The organism is Gorillibacterium sp. sgz306347 (assembly GCF_059735245.1).
On sequence record NZ_JCAPET010000025.1, the window covers coordinates 56,218 to 74,651 of the forward strand.

12 protein-coding genes are annotated in these 18,434 nt (G+C 60.8%); 11 read left to right on the forward strand and 1 reads right to left on the reverse strand.

Translation table 11 applies throughout. The features are described 5' to 3' along the window. Window positions 1-18 precede the first annotated feature (18 nt). The 5 genes from AC6I6H_RS14385 (at window position 19) to AC6I6H_RS14405 (ending at window position 4,307) form a co-directional block, all read left to right on the forward strand. Complete coding sequence (locus AC6I6H_RS14385) at window positions 19-705, forward strand: response regulator transcription factor (protein WP_497954578.1); 687 nt, start codon at window positions 19-21, stop codon at window positions 703-705. After that, on the forward strand, window positions 702-2,078 hold the full coding sequence (locus AC6I6H_RS14390) for a sensor histidine kinase (protein ID WP_497954579.1): 1,377 nt from the start codon (window positions 702-704) through the stop codon (window positions 2,076-2,078). The genes AC6I6H_RS14385 and AC6I6H_RS14390 overlap by 4 nt, the downstream gene beginning before the upstream one ends. Window positions 2,079-2,314: 236 nt before the next feature. Then, window positions 2,315-2,965 carry a GerMN domain-containing protein gene (locus AC6I6H_RS14395; protein WP_497954580.1) on the forward strand — a complete coding sequence of 217 codons (651 nt, stop codon included), beginning with the start codon at window positions 2,315-2,317 and terminating at the stop codon, window positions 2,963-2,965. Between the two features lie 205 nt (window positions 2,966-3,170). Beyond that, complete coding sequence (locus tag AC6I6H_RS14400; RefSeq protein ID WP_497954581.1) at window positions 3,171-3,626, forward strand: cupin domain-containing protein; 456 nt, start codon at window positions 3,171-3,173, stop codon at window positions 3,624-3,626. Between the two features lie 114 nt (window positions 3,627-3,740). After that, entirely contained in the window at window positions 3,741-4,307 is a 567-nt protein-coding gene (locus AC6I6H_RS14405) for a hypothetical protein (RefSeq protein ID WP_497954582.1), read from the forward strand. A gap of 63 nt (window positions 4,308-4,370) precedes the next feature. On the opposite strand, the gene AC6I6H_RS14410 is transcribed toward AC6I6H_RS14405, so the two are convergent. Next, on the reverse strand, window positions 4,371-5,249 hold the full coding sequence (locus AC6I6H_RS14410; RefSeq protein ID WP_497954583.1) for a ferredoxin-like domain-containing protein: 879 nt from the start codon (window positions 5,247-5,249) through the stop codon (window positions 4,371-4,373). 221 nt (window positions 5,250-5,470) lie between these two features. Between AC6I6H_RS14410 and AC6I6H_RS14415 the strand changes: the two genes are divergently transcribed. The 6 genes from AC6I6H_RS14415 to AC6I6H_RS14440 all read left to right on the forward strand — a co-directional run bounded on the left by AC6I6H_RS14415 (window position 5,471) and on the right by AC6I6H_RS14440 (window position 17,696). Then, window positions 5,471-7,180: an alkaline phosphatase gene (locus AC6I6H_RS14415; RefSeq protein WP_497954593.1), complete on the forward strand. Its 1,710-nt coding sequence runs from the start codon at window positions 5,471-5,473 to the stop codon at window positions 7,178-7,180. Between the two features lie 68 nt (window positions 7,181-7,248). Beyond that, on the forward strand, window positions 7,249-7,986 hold the full coding sequence (locus tag AC6I6H_RS14420; RefSeq protein ID WP_497954584.1) for an ABC transporter ATP-binding protein: 738 nt from the start codon (window positions 7,249-7,251) through the stop codon (window positions 7,984-7,986). Next, window positions 7,983-9,359, forward strand: a complete 1,377-nt coding sequence (locus tag AC6I6H_RS14425) for an FtsX-like permease family protein (protein ID WP_497954585.1) — start codon at window positions 7,983-7,985, stop codon at window positions 9,357-9,359. Before AC6I6H_RS14420 ends, AC6I6H_RS14425 begins: the two co-directional genes overlap by 4 nt. 10 nt (window positions 9,360-9,369) lie before the next feature. Further along, window positions 9,370-10,329 (forward strand): hypothetical protein, encoded by a 960-nt coding sequence (locus AC6I6H_RS14430; RefSeq protein ID WP_497954586.1) that lies wholly within the window; start codon window positions 9,370-9,372, stop codon window positions 10,327-10,329. Window positions 10,330-10,463: 134 nt separating this feature from the next. Continuing rightward, a complete protein-coding gene (locus AC6I6H_RS14435) occupies window positions 10,464-13,274 on the forward strand; it encodes a TPM domain-containing protein (RefSeq protein ID WP_497954587.1) in 2,811 nt (936 codons plus the stop codon). A gap of 294 nt (window positions 13,275-13,568) precedes the next feature. After that, window positions 13,569-17,696 (forward strand): bifunctional 2',3'-cyclic-nucleotide 2'-phosphodiesterase/3'-nucleotidase, encoded by a 4,128-nt coding sequence (locus AC6I6H_RS14440; RefSeq protein WP_497954588.1) that lies wholly within the window; start codon window positions 13,569-13,571, stop codon window positions 17,694-17,696. Window positions 17,697-18,434: the final 738 nt, after the last annotated feature.

Consider the following 18,434-nt stretch of genomic DNA (forward strand, 5'->3'; position numbering starts at 1 on the left):
CGCAAAGGAGCCTTGCCCTTGAACCGGATTCTGCTGGTGGAGGACGAAAAAATCCTCGCCAAAAACATCGCCTACTCCCTCGAAAAAGAAGGGTTCACCGTCGACACCTCGCATACCGGCGAAGACGGGCGGGAGAAATTCGGCCGCCATAAATACGATCTGCTGCTGCTCGATTGGACCCTGCCCGGAATGGACGGGCTGGAATTGTGCCGGGAAATCCGCAAGGAATCCCCCGTGCCCATCATCATGATCACCGCCAAAGAAGAACTCGTCGACCGCGTCGTAGGGCTTGAAGTCGGCGCCGACGACTACCTGACGAAGCCGTTTCATCAGCGCGAGCTGCTGGCCCGCATCCGGGCGCTTTTGCGGCGCAGCCAGATGGCCCGTCCCGATAACGGGGAAACGCGGGTCTCCTGGAACGGGCTGGAGCTGGACAAGGAGAAGCTGAGTCTGCTTTACGACGGCAAAAGCGTCCCGCTGACCGGCACCGAATTCAAGCTGATGGACCTGTTTATCAAGCATCCGCTGAACGTGTACACGCGGGAATTTCTGTTTGAGAGCGTCTGGGGCATGTCCGAAGGCTTCAGCGACCGGACGGTTGACGTGAACGTCAGCCGGCTGCGCAAGAAGATCGCCGAGCTTTCGGGGCTGCGGACGCTCCAGGCCGTGCGGGGCATCGGTTACTCGCTGGGTGAACGGGAATGAAGCTGCGCTACCGGCTGTGGTTTGTTTTTTCCCTGCTGTGGCTGGCGGGCATGATGGCCGTCCTGCTGTTCATGACCGACATCTATAAGAGCCGGGCCATCGACAACGAGCGGCAGCTCGCCTTCTCCCAGGGCGCTACCGTCACCGAACGCGTGACCGAGCTGTTGCCCCGGTACGCCGAGCGCGCGGAGAGCTACCTGGATTACTACAGCGGCCAGTTCGGCACCCGGCTTCTGCTTCTGGACGACGCCCGGCGGGTCCAATACGACAGCTTCCGCCAGCTTGCGGAAGGCAGTCCGCTGGCGCTGGAAATTCTCCGGCCGGCCCACGTTCCGCCGGCCTCCGTCTTTTTGCGGACCGATGCTTACGGTCATGTCCAGTACACGCTGCTCGCCATCGACAACCGCGCCGAGGCCGGCTACCTGCTGATGGTCAAGGACGCCAACGCAGTCTACGGCGACATCCGCAAATTCCGCCTGCGCATGACCTGGTTTCTGGCGGCCGCGGCGCTGTTCGGCTTTGCCGTTTTCTACGCCGTCTCGTTCTGGTTTACCCGGCCGATCAGCCGGATCATGCAGCATCTGCAGCGGATTACCCCGCAGAACCGCTCGTTCGAGCTGGACTACCGGAGCAACGACGAGCTCGGCCGCCTCGTCCGGGAAATCCGCCAAATGGTGCAGCTGCTCGACGATTACGAGAAGCGCCAGAGGCGCTTTATCAGCACCTCCTCGCACGAGCTCAAGACACCGCTTGCGACCATGCAGCTGATCGTGGAGAACCTGCCCCATCTGCGCGGCCAGCCGGAGCTGCACGGCGAATACATCGAAGACCTGCAAAAGCAGCTCGACAAAATGAAGCTCACCGTCCAGGGCATGCTCGGGGTTTACCGGCTGGCCGATCGGCCGCTGGCGAAAGAGGCCATTGCCTGGGAGGAGATCCGCCGCCATGCGGAGGAGGAGTTTCAACGTCTGGCCGACGGAAAACGAATCCGGCTGGTTTACGAAGGAGAGCGGCAAACGCTGTACGCCGATCCTTCCTTGTTCTTTACCGGCCTCGACAACCTGATTTCCAACGCCATCCGGTATTCCCCGGAGGATACGGAAATCCGTCTCACCCTCCGCCCCTTCGGGCCAAAGCAGACCGAGTGTGCGGTTAGCGACCGGGGCATGGGCATCGCAAAGGAAGACCTGCCCTTTATCTTCGAGCCGTTTTACCGCTCCCGCCGGGCCGCCGAACGAAACGGCGAGGGCAGCGGCCTCGGGCTCGCCATCGTCAAGCAGATGGTCGAGCTGCACGGAGGAGAGGTCCTGGTCGACTCTACTCCCGGCGAAGGATCCTGCTTTCGGCTGATTTTCCCGGACGGCGGACAGTAAGGAGAACGGCGCGGAACCCGAACCGCTCCCTTTCCGTGCCGCACGGCCGGTTTTCTCCGGCAGGTTTTCGCCTGCCGCGTTAAGCGTCCGCGAAACGGGTAAACAACCCCATACGGACGGTTTGTAACAAACGGCCGAAGCTCCCCGGATTTCGGTAACAATAGTGTTACATGTCCAACACATCCGTTTTACACGGGGGAGTTACGATAGGGTCATCAAAGGAGGAGATGAGAGAAATGAAAACAAACCTGTGGAAAATCGCCCTGGCGGCCGCGGCCGCTTCCATAATCGCAGCCGGCTGCGGGCAGCGCGACAATCAGCCGCTCGGACAAGGAGCCCCGGTTGAATCGGCAACGCAAGGAGCCGGCGAAAACGACATCTCGCCCGCTTCCCCGGCTGTTCCGGAACCGACCGCTGCGGCAACCGCCGCTCCTACCGCCACTCCGGCCAGCACGCCGGAAAAGGCGACGAAAACCGTCACCCTGTACTATACCGACACGGACCTGATGACCCAATACGGCGTCCAAAAAGAAATCCAGGCCGACACGGAAGACGGACTGGCGAAAGCCGCCCTGGAAGAATGGATGAAGGGCTCGGGCCGCGACGACCTGGCCAACCTGGTGCCTCCGGGCGTCGTTATTGAAAGCCTGAAAATCGAAAACGGCCTCGCCACGGTCAGCTTTTCCAAGGAAATCAAAAACGCCAACCTTGGCTCCGGCGGCGAAATGTTCCTGATCGACCAGATTGCGCTCGTGCTGAAGCAGTTCGGCGCGGATCAAACCCAAATCCAGGTCGAAGGCCAGGTGGAGGAGTCGCTTCTCGGCCACGTCACCACCGACGAGCCGGTTACCCCCTCCGACGCTTCGCAATACGAAATCAAATCCTGATCGCCGGCCTGCCGGACTTGAGAGGGACTGCTCCCGGTCATTCAATGACCCCGGGGGACAGTCCCTTTTTTTGCGCCTGCAGACGGCTCACCCTTGTTTTATCGTATCAGGCTTGATCTGCAAGCTTCCCGGTTGTGTTCGGGGCGAAAACCGACTACGATGGATACAGTTTTCGACACGCTTAGACAAAAAAGGAGAGAACCCCATGAGCAAGCCGTTATCCCCCTATGTTGACCTGTTGAAGTTGACGCCGCACGTGGAAGGCGGCTGGTTCCGCGAAACCTGGAAGGCCGATTTCCTCATTTCCCAAGAGACGCTCGGCGAACGCTACTCCGGCGCCCGGGCTGCCGCGTCTGCGGTTTATTTCCTGCTTCACGCCGGCGAGGTTTCCGCCTGGCACCGCGTGCTGTCGGACGAGCTGTGGCTCTATCACGGCGGCGGCCCGGTTGCGCTGACGCTTGGCGGCTCGGGTGATGCGCCGGCGGACGGCAAGGAAATCATTCTCGGGTCCGACGTCGCCGCCGGCCAGCTCCCGCAGGTGCTCGTGCCTGCTTCCGTCTGGCAGACCGCGCGGCCGCTTAGCGAAGAGCCGACTCTCTGCACCTGCATCGTCGCCCCCGCGTTTCATTACGACGATTTCACACTGGTAAAGGACGTATGATCTACAAAAAATAGGAGAAACGCCCTAAACAAACAAAACCCTCCCCGAACGATGTAATAGATATGACCTTTGGCAGGGCCGGACATCTATACATAGGGAAAAGAGGGTATGCTGTTGAAAATTGCAAAAGGTGTTATCGCCCTGGCGGCAACATTGCTGATCGCTGCCGCCTACGGCTGGATTTCTTACAACTGGCGGGATTTTGTTCCCGTTTTTCCGCTGATCGCCGCGGCACTGGTTTATTTGCTGGTCCGGCTGGTGTCGGAAAAGAAGCAAATCGCCGTGCCGCTTGCGCTGGCGCTCGGCTGCCTGCTCGCCTTCGGCGAGTTTTACGCCGGCTATCAGTTCTTCCGCGCCGATACAAAGGAGTACCTGATGCAGGATTCTTCGCTTGTCGAAAGCGGCCAGGATGTCGATAAGGCGGTTGACGAGCTGATCAACCTGTACTTGCTGGACGAAACCGGCCGCACGGGCTTGTCCGGCTACGCCATCAGCCTCACCCACGGGGAGTACCGCACCCGGCGGGGAACGCAGACCGGCGATGACGCAACGGGAACCGGAACCGCGTTTCAGGGCATCAAATACCTGATTTTGCTCGGCGGTCCCTCCGTCATGGCCTTCCGCAAGAAAAAAGAAGCCGCCCCGGCCGAGCCGGAGCAGCAAATGCCTACAGCCGGGTAGCCTTCCGCCGGCCATATACACAGCGCCGCCCTGCCGACTTCTCCCCCGCCATCCTCCCCTTGCTTAATAAACGCCCGCTTTGGTTTCTTCCTCCAAGCGGTTCCGGAAGCTGTCCCAGCCTGTTCGCTCCAGCATTGCTCCAAACCGCTCCCCGGGTTTTCCTTTGTCCGCATAATACTGCATGGCCGTTTCGATCGTCCGGTACAGCTCCTCTTCGCTTTCCACCACCGGAAGCAGCCGGCGGCCGGTCTGAATCCGGTTGCCAAACAACCCGCCGAACGAAACCAGATAACCGCTTCGCCCCGTCCAAGACCCTCGGGGGCACGCTTTCACGCATTTGCCGCACAAAACGCAATCGTTCTTCCCGTAAGCCAGGCTCTTGTCCGCCCGGTCCACCTGGATTGTTCCCGCCGGGCATACCGTCTGGCAAACGCCGCAGAAGCTGCAATTGTCCGCGCTCCACGAAGGCGTCATGGCCCCCTTGATGCCCAGATCGTTCTCCTCCGCCTTCAGGCAGTTGTTCCGGCAGCCGGTTACGCCGAGCTTGAACTTGTGCGGAAGCTCCCGCCCGTAATACCGCCTGTCCAGCTCCATCGCAAGCGCAGCCGTGTCAATCAATCCGCTTTTGCAAACAGCGCTGCCTTGACATGCCGTAATGGTGCGCACCCGGGCTCCACCCGCTCCCGGCTCCAGTCCCGCATCGGTAAGCTCGCGCTTCACCGCCTCGATGTCCTTGCGCTGGATGAACGGAATTTCCACGCTTTGCCGGGCCGTCAGATGAACGTAGCCTTCTCCGTACTTTTCCGCAATGGCATATACCGCCCGCAGCGCGTCAGCCGTCAATCTTCCGCCCGCCACGCGAATCCGCAGCGAATACCGGTCTTTGTCCGCCTGGGGCAAAAAACCGTTTCTTTTCAATTCCCTGTCGCTTGGTCCCGCCATGTCCAAGCCTCCCTTCTGGGTACTATTATAGCGACTTTTCCTATTACAAAAATTGGATATCTGATGACAATTAAGACTTATTTCATGCATACATGTTCATGTGTTAACAAAATCTTTATACAGAATAAACCTGAAATTAACAAAATCAAGGAGACGGGTTTACAAAATGTTCTTATAGTGGGCAGTGGAACTTCATTTCAATCTATCTCAGGAGGGAACGAATCTTGAAATCCCACTTTGCGAAGCTTTCGCTTTCCGCTGTTCTGGCCGCCTCTCTTGTTCCGGTCGGCGCATCGGCCGCCGAAACCCCGGCCGCATCGGCCCCGTCGAAAAACCTGATCGTCCTGATCGGCGACGGCATGGGCCCCGCGCAGGTATCCGCCGCACGCAACTATCTGATGTATCAAAAAGGCATCGATCACCTCACCCTGGACAGCCTCTATGTCGGGCAAGCCACTACATACGCGGACCGCGGCGAAGACGGCGGCACCATCGTCTCCGGCGTCGTGACGGACTCCGCCTCCGCCGGCACTGCCTTCGCGACCGGACACAAAACGTACAACGCCGGCATCAGCGTTTCCAACGAAGATGTCTCGAAGCCGTTCGCTTCCGTTATTGAAGCGTCGGAAATCGCCGGCAAAGCGACCGGCCTCGTCACGACCGCCCGCATCACGCATGCGACCCCGGCCGTATTCGCCTCGCACGTCCGCAGCCGGGACAACGAGAACGCCATCGCCTCGCAATACCTGGACAGCGGAGTGGATGTGCTGTTCGGCGGCGGCAAAGGCTTTTTCCTGAGCAAAGAAGAAAAAGGCAAACGCACCGACAAATCCATTCTCGGCGATTTTGAAGCCAAGGGGTATTCGCTGGTAACCGACGCCAAAGGCCTCGCTTCGCTGAATGCGAACACCGGCAAAGCCCTCGGCCTGTTCGGCAGCTCGCACGTGAGCTACGTGCCCGACCGCACCGCCGACGTTCCGAGCCTTGCGGCGATGACGTCCAAAGCGCTGGAGCTGCTGTCCACGGATGAGGACGGCTTTACGATCATGATCGAAGGCGGCCGCATCGACCATGCCTCCCACGCCAATGATTTCCCGACCACGGTGCAGGAAGTGCTGGACTTCGACGCCGCCGTGAAGGTAGCGCTCGATTTTGCGAAGAAGGACGGCAACACCTCCATCGTCATTACCGCCGACCACGAAACGGGCGGCCTGTCGCTCGCCCGCGACAACATCTATGAAATGAACATGGACCTGTGGGACAAACAAAAGCATTCCTCGGAGGTCACCGCTTCCAAGCTGAACGACGCAGCTGCGATCAAGGACATCAAAGCCATCGTCGCCGCCAACACCTGGATCAAGGACCTGACGGACGAAGAAGCCGCCTACATCATGGAAGGCGACGGCTCCTCCTACGGCCGCGAAGGCGCCTACAACGCCGTTGTTTCCAAGCGACTGCTGATCGGCTGGTCCGGCCACGGACATTCCGGCGTAGACGTCGGGGTCTGGGCGTACGGACCGATCGCCGGGCTGGTGAAGGGCCAGATCGACAATACCCAGGTCGCCAAAGCCTCCGCCCAAATCATCGGCGTCGACCTCGACGGCGCATCGGCGGCCATGCAGGCGAAATACCTGTACCCGAAATTCAAAATCAACCGGGCGGGCGATGTGCTGTATCCCGCCAAGGCGCTGGCCGAAGCGCTTGGCGCTACCGTAAAATGGGACGCCGCCAGCAAGACCACGACGCTTTCCAAGGACGGCACGACGTTCAGCGTGCAGCTTTCCTCCGACAAGGTGCTGAAAAACGGCGCGGACAGCGGACTGAAGGCCGACGTCGACAACGGCAAGCTGTACCTGCCTCTGGAAGCCTTCAACCAGCTGGCCGGCCTGAACATGACCTGGGACTCCCTGTCCGAGCGTCTGGTCAAGTAATTCGCTCTTTTCGGGGTCAGGAGGGAAACCTCCTGGCCTTTTTCGTCCAAAAGACAAGGAGGCAACCCATGATTCGGATAACCGATGCGGAAAAATCGTTCCGCCTGGCCGGCCAAACCCTGCCCATTCTGCGCATTCCGGATTTTCGCGTCGAGAGCGGGCAACGGGCCGCCCTGCTCGGACCGAGCGGCAGCGGCAAAAGCACGCTGCTGCACCTGATCGGCGGCGTGCTGCCGGCCGACCGGGGTGAAATCGAGGTGGCGGGCCAGCGGATCAGCGCCATGAAAGAGCGGGCGCGGGACCGGTTCCGCGCCGCTTGCGTCGGCTACGTGTTTCAGGACTTTCACCTGATCCCGTCGCTGACGGCCGCGCAAAACGTAGAGCTGGTGCTTCCGGGCGGCGCGGGCCGCAGGAAAACCGCCGAGCTGGTGCGCGCCTGGTTCGAGCGGGTCGGCCTGGAGGACCGGATGCGCCACCGGCCGGCGCAGCTGTCGCGCGGGCAGCAGCAGCGGGTCGCGATTATTCGCGCCCTGATCGCCCGGCCCCGGCTGGTGCTGGCGGACGAGCCGACCGGCAGCCTTGACCGCGAAACGGCCGGCACGGTCATGCGGCTTCTGGAGGAGCTGTGCGCCGAGGAAAAGCTGACCCTGCTCGTCGTTACCCATGACACGGAGCTGGCAGAGCTTTTCCCGAAACGGATGGACATCCGGGACATCAACGCGCTTACCGGCGGCGGAGCGCAAACGGGCGCGGTGCCCGGCTCCTTTGCCGTGCGGGCCGCGGCCGGCGGGGAGGCGGTCCGATGAGCGGATGGAAGCTGTTGACCCGTAACCTCTGGCACCGCAAGGCGCTGTCCGGCTTAACCGTTGCCGCCGTCGGCGTTACGGTGTTCCTGTTCGTATTGCTTTTGCTGGTCTCGGAAGGGGTCGAGCGCGGCGCGGAAAAAGGCTACGGCCCTTTCGAGCTGGCGATCGGCGCCGAAGGCAGCGAGTCGCAGCTCGTCATGAATACCTTTTATCGGGTAGGCACCCCGACCGGCAATATTCCGCTCTCGGTTCTGGAGTCCATCCGCGGGGAAAAGGAAGCGGAGGCGGCATTCGGCCTGACGGCCGGAGACCAGTACCGGGGCTTTCCCATCGTCGGCATCGACCCTTCGTATTTCCCCGTCCGGTATGACGACCGCAGCCTTCAGGACGGCGTTCTGTACCGGAGCACCGGGGAGGTAACTGTTGGTTACTACGCCGCCAAGGAGGCCGGACTCCGCGTCGGCGACGAATTTGTCGGCTCTCACGGGCTGACCGAAACGATACACGCGGAGGAAGACGAGGGGACAGGGGAAGACGAAGCCCATGCCGCCGGAGAGACCGGGGATGAAGCGGAGGCCCGCGACGGAGAGGCCGGACATGAAGAGGACGCTCACCTCGGAGAAGGCGAAAGCGGGCATGCCGGCGGGGATGGCGAAACGCAAGCTCATGCCGGCGAAGCGGAGCATGAAAGCGAGACGGAGCATCACGACGCCCATGAAACATTCCGGTACCGCGTGACCGGCATTCTTCCTCCGCTGAACACGCCCGATGACCGGGCTATTTTCACAACAATGGACTATGCCTGGGCCGTTCACGGCGAAACAGAGGGCGCGCGGGAAGTGACCGCCGTCATCGTCAAGCCGGCTTCCCTGTTCGGCGCGCAAGCGCTGAAGGTCAAATACGACGACCTGGACCAGGTGCAGGCCGTCTATACCAGCAAAGCGGTGGCGGACGTGCTGAACGCCGTCGACACCGGCAAAGAGCTTCTGACGATTGTCATGCTTGTCTGTGTGCTGCTCGCCGCCCTGACGCTGGTGCTTTCGCTCACGGCTGCCGTACAGCAGCGCTACCGCGATGTGGGGCTATTGCGGCTGATCGGCAAAAGCCGGGCCTACATCATCCTGACGCTTGTAGGCGAAGGCGTGCTGCTCACCGCAACCGGCCTGCTGCTCGGCCTTCTCTTCGGCCATCTGGCCGCCTGGAGCCTGAGCGGGCCGCTGTTCGCCCGCACCGGCATTCAGGTCGACGGCCTGCGCTTCCCGGCAGGCGAAGCTTACCTCGCGCTGGCGGCGCTTGCACTCGGCGCGGCGGCCTCGCTGCTTCCCGCGCTGCGGATTTACCGCGCCGACGCGCTATCCCTCTTTAAAGGTTAGGTGACCCGAGATGAACCTTACGAAAGCTTTTTCAGCCGCAGCCGCCTGCCTGCTGCTTGGTGCGGCGCTGGCCGGCTGCGGCGCCAAGGAGACCGGCGGCAGCGCCGGCAGCTTCGCCGATGCGGCGGCGCCCTCTGCCGGCGCCTCGGCCGCGCCGGAGGCTTCGCCGCCGGCGGAGGGCCGGACCGCGCCGGCTGGAAGCGGCGGGCCGCCGGCTTCGGCGGCTTCGCCTGAAGCCGCAGGCGCGGAGGCCGCCGCTTCCGCGCCTGCGGCCGGCGATGCGCCGCCGAAAGCGGGCGCCCCGGCGCAAGGCGCGGCGCAGGCGGGCGGCGCACCTGCCGGGGCAGCCGCCTCGCCGGCGGCAGGCTCCGCCGCGCCGTCCGCCGCCCCCGGCTCCGCTGCGCCCGCGGAGGCGCCCGCCAAAGACGCGGCTCCGCAGCCGTCGCCGGAAGCCGCCGCCTCCGCAAAGCCCGGCGCAGCGGCCAAGCCGGCGCCGCCCGCCTCCGCTCCGGCCGCTTCCGCCAAGCCGGCGACTTCCCAAAAGCCGGCGCCCGCAGCCGCTCAGCCGGAAAAAGCCGCGCCCGCGCAAAAGCCTTCCGGCATCCCGCAAATTGGCTGGGACGGCTTTTTTGACAACGAGCTTCAGGACCGTCCCTCCGAGGCCTTCTGGGATCTCAGCGAGGCCCGAAAAACGGTGGAAATCAAAGGGTTTATGGGGGAAGTGCTTTCCTTTGACAAGCATTGGTTCCTGTTGATTCCGAAGCCCGGCGCGGAATGTCCATTCGACAACGGCGACGAAACGTATTGGAATAAAATCATGATCGTTTTCGTCCCCGAAGGGACCAAGCTGCGGTACACGTCCGGTCCCCTGAAAGTTACCGGGCGTCTCGACGTAGGCGTGAAGGTCGACGAGTCCGGCTACAAAACCATGTTCCGCCTCTATGACACCAAATTCGAAAAAATCGACTGAAGCCGACAAAAAAAGAGGGCATTTGCCAAAGTCTCGAAACTTTTTCCAAATCCGGCATGCCGGGATGCCGTTTTTCCGTTATACTTTTTACAGGTCCCCCGACCTATGAAAAGGAGACCCAAGGAGGTCCACACGTGAAAAAAACGATCCCGGTTCTGCTATCCCTCCTGCTGACGCTTTTACTCGCCGGCCAAGCGGCCGCCGCCTATATTCCCGACAATCTGGGACCGGTCCAGGACCGTGCGGGGCTTTTCGACCCCGAAGCCAAGACCGATCTGAAGAAAGAGGCCCGGGGCGAAAAGCTGAACTTTTACCTGCTGACCATCGCGACGCTGGACGGCGAAAAGCCGGACGTATATGCGGAAACCGTTTATAAGAAGTGGAAGCTCGGACGAGACGACGTGCTCCTGGTTATCGCCATGAAAGAACGGCGCGTCGAAATGAATTTTAATAACCCCGGGCTGCAAAAAGAGCTCGATGCGCTTTCCACCGATTACGACGGGGACGGCAATGCAAGCGAAGCCAAAATCACCGAGCTGATCGACAAGCATTTTATCCCCCTTGCCAAAAAGGACGACTACGCCGGAGCGTCCGCCGCGCTCATGCGCGCCGCCGACGCCGTGGCGCCCGCGCCCGTCAAAGCAGCGGCTAGGCCGGACGCGCACGCCCCCGCCGTTTCCGCTTCGGCAAAACCGAAACCGGCTTCGGAAACGGGAGCCGCTTCTTCTCCGGACGCCGCTTCCGGCGCGGAGTCGTCCGCTCCGGCGGGCGGGCAGCCGGGAGCGCGCGCCTCCTCCGGTTGGCTTTCCGGGGCGCTTCGCATCACGGGAATTTTGCTGCTTATCGCCGCCCTTGCCGTTTTAGCGGTTACGGCCGCCGTAGTGCTGGTGAAGGGCTGGCTCGGCAAACGCAAATACGGGGAAGTCCGGAAATCGCTGAACGAGCTGCTCGTCCGTATCAACCGCGCCGTCACCGCGCTCGCCCCCCTGCTTTCGCTTAGCCAGGGCAAAACGGGCTCGCTCGCCAAAGCCTGCGACGAACGCCTTTCCCGGCTGATGACGGATGCGGAGGCGCTTGGCCGGGCCATGGAAACGGAGAAGCTCCCCTTATATCGTCCGCGCAAAATTCAAGCCGCGGCCGAAACGCGCCGCCAAGAGGCCGAAGCGTTGGCGCAGGCGGCCGAAACGCAGGTGCAAACGGCCGATTCGCTGCTGGAAATCGAGAAGGAGATCGGCCCCTTGATCGAACAGCTGACCGGGCAAAGCGGGGAATCGGAACGGCTGATCCGCGAGCTGTCGGAGGCTTTCGGCTCCCCGCCCGACCGGCTTGTCCAGCTGGCGTCCGAAGGCAGCCGCGCTTTGGCGGCGGCCCGGGAAGCCCAGAGCTTTGATCCGGTTGCGGGAATGGAACACGCGCGCCGGGCGGAACGCATGGCCGGGTCTCTGGCCGCCGATTTGAAGGAGATGCAGGATTACCGCAGCCGCCAACTGGCCTATCCGGGCCGGGCGCAGGCGTGCCGTGAAACCGTCGGCCGCATTGTCGAAGAAAACAATCTGAAGGCGATTTCCGCCGACCCGTACGCGCCGATCCGCGAGAGCGACGGCAAGGCGGAAGCGCTGCTCGCCCGGCTGAAGCTGGCTGACCTGCCCGCCGTGCGCGAGTTGTGGCAGGAAATCGAAAAGCTGCTCGCCGACGCGGTCGGCGCGATCCAGCATCTGGCCGACCTGCGCCTGCAAAACCGGGAGCAAGCCCAAAGGCTGGAAAAGGCCCTTGCGCTGCTGAACCGGACGAGCAGCGAGCTGGGCGGGCGTTTCCCCGTGCTGGCCGAACAGTACCGGGAAAGCCTTTGGAAGGACCTTGAAAGCGACTATCAGGCGTTATGCGAGCAATTGGAGAAAGCCCGTCCCCGGCTGAACGAAGCCATCCGTTTGACCGAGGACGACCGTCAGGAGTTCGAACGCGCCTCCGGGCTTTTTACGGAGCTTCAGGCGGAGTTCGAAGCGCTGAGCCAGCTGCTGCGGGACAGCATGAATACCATCGAGGAATGGGACCGGACCCTCGCATCGGCTTTTGAGCAATTCCGCAGCGATGTGGAAGCCTACAATCAAATTTGGACGTTTGCCAAAAAGGAAGATCTGCTCCCCACGCCTCAGCATGATTTGAAGATGCATTATGAGAACATCGGCATTCTTCACCGCGACTTTGTAGAGGAATCCGAAAAAAAGCCGTGCGACCTGATGACGCTTGTAGAAAAAGGAGAAATGTATCACAAATGCGTGGAGTTATTTGTGACCGTTATTCGGAAGGTGGACCAACTAAAAAAAGAATTGGAAGAAGCAATAAAATTACAGGAGTATGCATTTAAAGCGGAGTACAGCCGCTCTACCGGGTTCGGGTATAAAAGGAATGTTAAAAGCTCTTACAAAAGCTTGATCAGTCAAATCCAAGAATTGATGGAAAGCGGCTCCTATGAGGAGGCTCCGGAGTACCTGGACAAAATTGATCAATTGATCGCCGCCATGCGGGAGACAAACGGCCGGCGTATTCTGGTTGAGCAGCAGCAAGCCTTGGCCCTTTCCCGGGAACACGCCGCGCAAATGCAGCTGCGGGCCGCGCGGGAGCGCAGAGCGGCGGAACGGGACTACGTCCGGCGGCAAAAAGAAGACGATGGCCCGTTCGGCGGGCTTTTCGGGCCTTCGGACTCTTTCGGCTCCTCGCGGTCATCCGGTTCCTCCTCAAGCTTCTTTGGCTCATCCTCCGAATCCTCCAAATCAAGCTCAACGGGTTCCTCCGGCGGCTCCAGTCGGGGCGGCAAAAGCTCGGGAAACTCCTCCGGCGGCTCCAGTTGGAGTGGTAAAAGCTCGGGAAACTCCTCCGGCGGCTCCGGCTGGGGCGGCGGCGAAAGCAAAAACTCCGGGAACTCGTCCGGAGGGTCGAACTGGTAACCGGGTCAACCCGGGCAACCCGGAAACTGCGCTGCGGGAGCGGCGGCCTCGTATAAAGCCGGGCGGAAATTAGCAACGCCTGCCATCGCCCGAAGAGCATCCGCCTCGAAAACCCCGCCGGTTTTCGGGGCTTTTTTCGTCCCCTTTTTCCGCTATTTTTTCGGCACGCTCGCCCACTCTATTAATTTTATGTAAATCTTCCTCTCTTCATTTGTCTTTCTTTCTTACAGTTGTTTATAATAGAAGTGTTTCATTCACTATATAGACACATAACGGAAGGGATGAAGTGGATTCATGAAGCATGGGTTAAAGAACCGATTCACCAAGCTTGCAGCTTCTTCACTGGTTGTCAGCATGCTCGCCATGCCGTTCGGCGGCGCAGCCGCATTGGCGGCCGACGGAGACGCCAGTCTGAAGCTGAGGATACTGGAAACAACGGACATCCACACCAACCTCATGTCTTATGATTACTACAAAAGCGCAGCCGCTCCCACAGTGGGTCTCGTCCGCACGGCCAATCTCGTCAAACAGGCCCGCCAGGAAGTGCCCAATACGCTTCTTGTGGACAACGGAGATTTGATTCAAGGCACTCCGCTCGGTACATACAAGGCGCTTGTCGATCCGGTGCAGCCGGACGAAACCCATCCCGTCTTCAAAGCCATGAACCTCATGGGCTACGACATCGCCACCTTCGGCAATCATGAATTCAACTATGGGCTGGATTACCTCGATCAAGTCATCAAAAAAGCCGATTTCCCTTACGTGAACGCCAACGTCTACATCGACGACAAGGACAACAATCCTGACAATGACGTCAACCGGTACACCCCTTACCAAATCCTTGAAAAAAGCTTCAAAGACGAAGCAGGCCAAACCCAAACCGTAAAAATCGGCGTGCTTGGCCTCGTCACTCCGCAAATCACCCAGTGGGACAAAACCCACCTGGAAGGCAAAGTCATCGCCAAGGACATCGTCGCCACGGCGGAAAAATTCGTACCCGAAATCCGCAGCAAAGGCGCCGATCTGGTTGTCGTCCTTTCGCATACGGGCTTTAACGGCAGCGCAGCGGCGAATACCCTTGCCGAAGACGCTGTTTTGCCGCTCAGCAAGGTTCCGGGCATCGACGCCATCACCTTTTCGCATACGCACAAGGTGTTTCCGGCGGCCGACGCGAAATCGCTGGACGCGCTCTTCAAGGACGCTTCCGGCAATCCGCTGCCCGGCGTGGACAACGCGAAAGGCACGATCAACGGCGTTCCCGCCGTACAGGCCGGCTTTGGCGGCAACAACCTGGGCCTGATCGACCTGACCCTGACCAAAAAAGACGGCAAATGGGCGGTCGCTTCCTCCCAGTCGTCGACCCGCGCCATCTACAGCACGGCCGACAAAAAATCGCTGGTTGAGCCGGATGCGGCCATCGAGCAGTTGATCAAGGCCGAGCATGAAGGCACCATCGCCTACACCAACAGCCCGATCGGAACGACAACCGCGCCGATCAACAGCTTTTTCGCCCTGGTGCAGGACGATCCTTCCATCCAGGTTGTGACGAACGCTCAAAAGGACTATGTCGAGCAGTATATCGCCGCAAACCTGCCGCAGTTCAAGGACTATCCCGTTCTGTCGGTCGGCGCGCCCTTCAAGTCGGGACGCAACGGCCCCGAGGAATACACCGAGATCGCCAAAGGCCCGCTGGCCATCAAGAGCGCCGGCGACCTGTACCTGTACGACAATACGCTGAAGGCCATTCTGGTTAAAGGCTCCGTTGTCAAGGAATGGCTGGAAATGTCGGCGGGGATGTTCAATCAAATCGACCCGGCCAAGGCAGGCGAGCAGCCGCTTCTCAATCCGTCCTTCGCCGTTTACAACTTCGACGTGATCGACGGCGTGACGTACCAGGTGGACGTGACGAAGCCGGCCAAGTACAAGCCGGACGGCAGCGTGAACGACGCTTCCTCCAGCCGGATCGTCAACCTGAGCTTTAACGGCAAGCCGATCGACCCGAACCAGGAATTCATTATCGCCACCAACAACTACCGCGCAAGCGGCGGCGGCAACTTCCCGGGGGTCAAAGGAAGCCGGTACATCATCGACGCTCCGGACGAAAACCGTCAAATCCTGATGAACTACATCACGACCAACAAGGAGATCAACCCGACGGCCGACAACAACTGGTCGATCGCTCCGACGACGGGCAGCGCAACGGTGACCTTTACGTCTTCGCCGCAAGCCGGGAAATATTTGACGGACGGCGGCAGCATCGCTTCGCTCAATAAGCAGGACGAGAAAGGCTTTGCCGTTTACTCGTTCAAGCCGAGCAGCGAAACGCCCGCTCCTGAGCCTGGCCAGCCCGGCGGCCAGCCGGAGCAGCCGGCCGGCTCGTTTACGGACGTGCCCGCTTCCCACTGGGCTTACCCCTACATCAGCAACCTGGTGGACAAGGGCATCGCTTCCGGCAAAGGCCAAGGCAAGTACGCTCCGGCGGCCAGCGTCACGCGCGCCGAATTCGCCAGCTTGCTGGTGAAGGCGCTGGACCTGAAAGCCAGCGGCAAAGCGCCGTTCACGGACGTGCCTGCGGGCAGCTGGTACGCCGCTCCGGTCGCTGCCGCTTACGAGAACGGCTTGATCGCCGGCGTCGGCCAAAACCGGTTTGCGCCGACCCAGCCGATTACCCGCGAGCAGCTTGCCGTCATGATCAAGAAAGCGCTGGATGTAAAAGCCGGAGAAACCCTGACCACCGGCGAGAAAGCCGTCTTCACCGATGGCGGCACCGTCAGCGCGTGGGCTTTGGACAGCATTAACGTTGCGATCGACCGGGGCATTCTCGGTGCCGAAGGGCGCGGCAACGGCAAGTTCGCGCCGAAGGCAACCTCCACCCGCGCCGAAGCTGCGGTGGTCGTCGACAAGCTGATTACCGACATCTCCGTTCAGCTGCTGGGCATCAACGATTTCCACGGCCAGCTGGATTACAAGAAAGACTTGAAGGATTCGACGGGCAAAGTCACCGGTTCCGTAGGCGGAGCCGACTACCTGGCGGCCTACCTTAAGAAATACAAAGCGGAAAATGAAAACACGCTGCTTGTTCATGCCGGAGACGCGGTGGGCGCCAGCGCGCCGGTTTCCGCCCTTCTGCAGGACGAGCCGACGATTGATTTCCTGAACCGCCTCGGCTTTGCCGTCGGGACCGTCGGCAACCATGAGTTCGACAAAGGCCCGGCCGAAGCGCTCCGCCTGATTTACGGCGGCAAAAATCCGGTCAGCGGAAAAGCGTTCGGGGGAGCGGACTTCCCCTATGTCGTCGCCAACGTGCTGAACGAAAAAGGCGAGCACTTCCTCGATCCCTACGTGGTTCAGGAAGTCGGAGGAGCGAAGATCGGCTTTATCGGGGTCGTCACCAACATCACCCCGACGATCGTCAAGCCCGAAGGCGTGAAGGGGCTGACGTTCACCGATCAAACCGCCGCCGTCAACGAAGCGGTTTACGAGCTGAAGGAGCAGGGCATCCGCTCTATCGTCATCCTGGCGCACGACCCGTTTGAAGGCTCCGCGGATGCGCCCACCGGAGAAGTGGTCGACCTAGCCAACAGCGTGGACGACGAAGTGGACGTCATCTTTGCCGGCCACAACCACGGCGGCCTGAACAAAGTCATCGACAACAAGCTTGTCGTAGAAGCTTACTCCTACGGCACCGCCTTCTCGGACGTTGACCTGGTGGTCGACCGCGCCACGGGCGACATCGTGAGCAAAACGGGAGCGATTGTCGATGTTAAACGCGAAGGCATCACGCCCGACCCGGAAATCGCGGAAATGATCAAGCAGTACGTTGACCAAAATGCGCCCGTGATGAACGCGCCCGTCGGCAAAACCGACGCCGCCATCACCCGCACCGCCAACGCGGACGGCGAATCCGCGCTCGGCAACCTGATCGCCGACGGCATGCGCGCCGCCATGAACACCGACTTCGCGTTCATGAACTCCGGCGGCATCCGCAACGATCTGCCGCAGGGCAATGTAACCTACGGCACCGCCTTCGGCATCCAGCCGTTCGGCAACGTGCTGATCAAAATGACGCTGACCGGCAGCCAGCTGAAGGAACTGCTCAACCAGCAATGGGGCGCAACCTCCACGAAGATCGGCCAGGTGTCGGGCTTCACGTACACCTATGACGTCAGCAAGCCGGCTGGCCAGAGGATCGTCGAGATCAAAAAGGCCGACGGAACGCCGGTAGCGGACACCGCCACCTACACCATCGTGGTCAACGACTTCATGGCGACGGGAGGCGACGGCTACACGGTGCTGCTGAAAGGCACCAGCCGCGAAGCCGGTCCGGTCGATCTGGACGCGACGATCGACTACATCAAAACCAAATTCGGCACCGGCAGCATCACCGCCGCCATCGAAGGCCGGATCAAGAAAGTGAACTGATCGTTCCTTCCGCTTCGGATACCGGCCGTTTTTCGGGCAAGCAAATGAAGGACGGCCGGTTATCCAGTCGGGGACGAGTTGTTTCGGCGCAAATGAACCGGACGTAAAGGCCAAGCGCAAGAGTCAGGCGCTGGAGCCGAAAGTAAGAGCCGGACGCTAGAGCCGGACGCTAGAGCCGGACGCAAGCGTATTTCCTCAAAGGCGAGTTCCTTGGAATCAGGCGCTCCCCGTCACAAATGAACGAAAACCGGACCGGGCACGAGGTGAACGCCCCCGATTATTGGCTAAACCAATAACCGGGGGCCGCTCATCCTCGCCCGGTCCGGTTTTTGCTCTTATCACAAACCGCATCCAAAGCGTATGCAGCGTTTTCGCTTTCCGTCCGGCTCAAACCGGCTGCCCGGCCTGGCAGAAGCGCGGGACGGTGGCTTTTGGCTCCCGGTGCCGTCTGGCAAAAAGGCTTTGCGGGCGACTCCCAGCCTTCCCCCTCCCGGTCCGCGCTAACGTCCACGCTAACGGTTGCCACGGAGCCTATTTGCCCGAAATCGCCCCTTTTTCTGCGCTAACGGTTGCCACAGGGCTTATTTAGAGAAAAGTGGGCATATTCAGGCCAAAAAACCGAGAATAGCCGCTGTGGCAACCGTTACAAATTTGTAACCGCTCTTTTGAGGCAAATAAGCGCTGTGGCAACCGTTGCTATGAACGTTTTTGTCAAGCGCTCCATAATCGGGGGCCCGA

What these genes read in the sequence shown, in the direction of transcription:
- AC6I6H_RS14390 (WP_497954579.1), top strand. Translation starts at nt 702, where the DNA reads ATGAAGCTGCGCTACCGGCTGTGGTTTGTTTTTTCCCTGCTGTGGCTG.
- AC6I6H_RS14395 (WP_497954580.1), top strand. Translation starts at nt 2,315, where the DNA reads ATGAAAACAAACCTGTGGAAAATCGCCCTGGCGGCCGCGGCCGCTTCC.
- AC6I6H_RS14400 (WP_497954581.1), top strand. Translation starts at nt 3,171, where the DNA reads ATGAGCAAGCCGTTATCCCCCTATGTTGACCTGTTGAAGTTGACGCCG.
- AC6I6H_RS14410 (WP_497954583.1), bottom strand. Translation starts at nt 5,249, where the DNA reads ATGGCGGGACCAAGCGACAGGGAATTGAAAAGAAACGGTTTTTTGCCC.
- AC6I6H_RS14420 (WP_497954584.1), top strand. Translation starts at nt 7,249, where the DNA reads ATGATTCGGATAACCGATGCGGAAAAATCGTTCCGCCTGGCCGGCCAA.
- AC6I6H_RS14425 (WP_497954585.1), top strand. Translation starts at nt 7,983, where the DNA reads ATGAGCGGATGGAAGCTGTTGACCCGTAACCTCTGGCACCGCAAGGCG.
- AC6I6H_RS14430 (WP_497954586.1), top strand. Translation starts at nt 9,370, where the DNA reads ATGAACCTTACGAAAGCTTTTTCAGCCGCAGCCGCCTGCCTGCTGCTT.
- AC6I6H_RS14440 (WP_497954588.1), top strand. Translation starts at nt 13,569, where the DNA reads ATGAAGCATGGGTTAAAGAACCGATTCACCAAGCTTGCAGCTTCTTCA.